The sequence below is a fragment of the Flexivirga meconopsidis genome (assembly GCF_026162425.1).
GTDB lineage: Bacteria > Actinomycetota > Actinomycetes > Actinomycetales > Dermatophilaceae > Flexivirga > Flexivirga meconopsidis.
In genome coordinates this window covers 1-1,506 of sequence record NZ_JAOBQJ010000010.1, presented here as the reverse complement: position 1 = coordinate 1,506, position 1,506 = coordinate 1, and the positions used below count along the sequence as shown (strand labels likewise).

The following is a 1,506-nucleotide window of genomic DNA, read 5'->3' as shown; positions in this document are numbered from 1 at the left end:
GGGACTATCGCAATTTCGGTGTTTCTGGTCCGTGACACGCCCCATGGTTGGGGCGGGACCGGAGTAGTAACGCATGACACTGCAGGACGTGAACAACAGCAACGAGGAGCCGGCAGGGACGCGACCTGCTCGGCGTGAGCCCGCGGACCGCCGACCGAAGAAGACCGACGTGGAACGTCGCCGCATGGAAGCGCTCACCGAGCTGGTGCGCGATGCGCGCGCCAACGGTGACTCGTTGACTGGCCCGTCGGGTCTGTTGAAGGATCTGACCAAGATGGTGCTGGAGATCTCCTTGGAAGAGGAGATGACCGAGCACCTCGGACACGGCAAGCATCAGCCACCGTCAGCATCAGCGGACGACACCGACACTGCCTCGGAAGCTACCAATGAGGGTCGTATCCGCAACGTTCGCAACGGCTCCCGGACCAAGACGGTGCTGACCGACAACGTCGGCAAAGTCGACATCACGGTGCCGCGGGACCGGACCGGCACGTTCGAGCCGGTGATCGTGCCCAAGCACCACCGCAAGCTCGGCTCGGTCGAGCAGGTTGTGCTCTTGCTCTCACTGACCGCGAAGGGCCTGACCACTGGGGAGATCAGCGCCCACCTGGAAGAGATCTACGGCGCGTCGGTATCCAAGGACACGATCAGTCGGATCACCGATCGAATCAGCGAGGAGATGAACGAATGGCTGGCTCGCCCGCTGGATCCGGTGTACGCGGCGATCTTCATCGACGCGATCGTGGTCAAGGTCCGCGACGGGCAGGTCGCTAACCGGCCCTTCTACGCCGCGATCGGTGTCACCGTTGACGGGCGGAAGGACGTGCTCGGGTTGTGGGCCGGCACTCCAGGCGATGGTGAGGGCGCCAAGTACTGGCTCGCGGTGTTGACCGAGCTGAAGAACCGCGGCGTGGCCGACACCATGTTCGTCGTCTGTGACGGCCTCAAGGGGCTACCTGCCGTGGTGGAGAGCGTGTGGCCGGACGCGACCGTACAAACATGCGTCATTCACCTGCTGCGCAACTCCTTCCGGTTGACGTCGCGAAAGTACTGGGACCAGATCGCCAGGGAACTCAAGCTGGTGTACACCGCGCCCAAGGCTGAGGCGGCACGAGCGGAGTTTGCGAAGTTCACCGACACCTGGGGCCAGCAATATCCCGCGCTAATCCGGCTATGGGACAACGCGTGGGAGGAATTCACCCCGTTCCTGGCCTACGACGTCGAAATCAGGAGAATCCTGTTCAGTACCAACGCGATCGAGTCGCTCAACGCACGCTACCGGAGGGCAGTCCGTGCCCGTGGGCACTTCCCGAACGAGCAAGCAGCACTCAAATGCCTCTACCTCGTCACCAGGTCACTGGACCCGACCGGGCGAGGACAGGCACGATGGACCATGCGATGGAAGCCAGCACTCAACGTGTTCGCGACCGTCTTCGAGGGCCGCTGGCCCACCGCAGAGAAGTACTAATCAATCAGGGCCAGAAACACCGAATTTCGGACACTCCC

The 1,506-nt window shown here is 62.7% G+C and carries 1 protein-coding gene; it reads left to right on the top strand.

All coding sequences use genetic code 11. From position 1 onward, the window contains the following. The first annotated feature begins 184 nt into the window (after positions 1 to 184). Positions 185 to 1,468 (top strand): IS256 family transposase, encoded by a 1,284-nt coding sequence (locus tag N2M23_RS20520; protein WP_265448151.1) that lies wholly within the window; start codon positions 185 to 187, stop codon positions 1,466 to 1,468. Positions 1,469 to 1,506: the final 38 nt, after the last annotated feature.

Bases quoted from the DNA above. Each gene is read 5' to 3' on its own strand.
- N2M23_RS20520 (WP_265448151.1), top strand. From the start codon at position 185: ATGGAAGCGCTCACCGAGCTGGTGCGCGATGCGCGCGCCAACGGTGAC.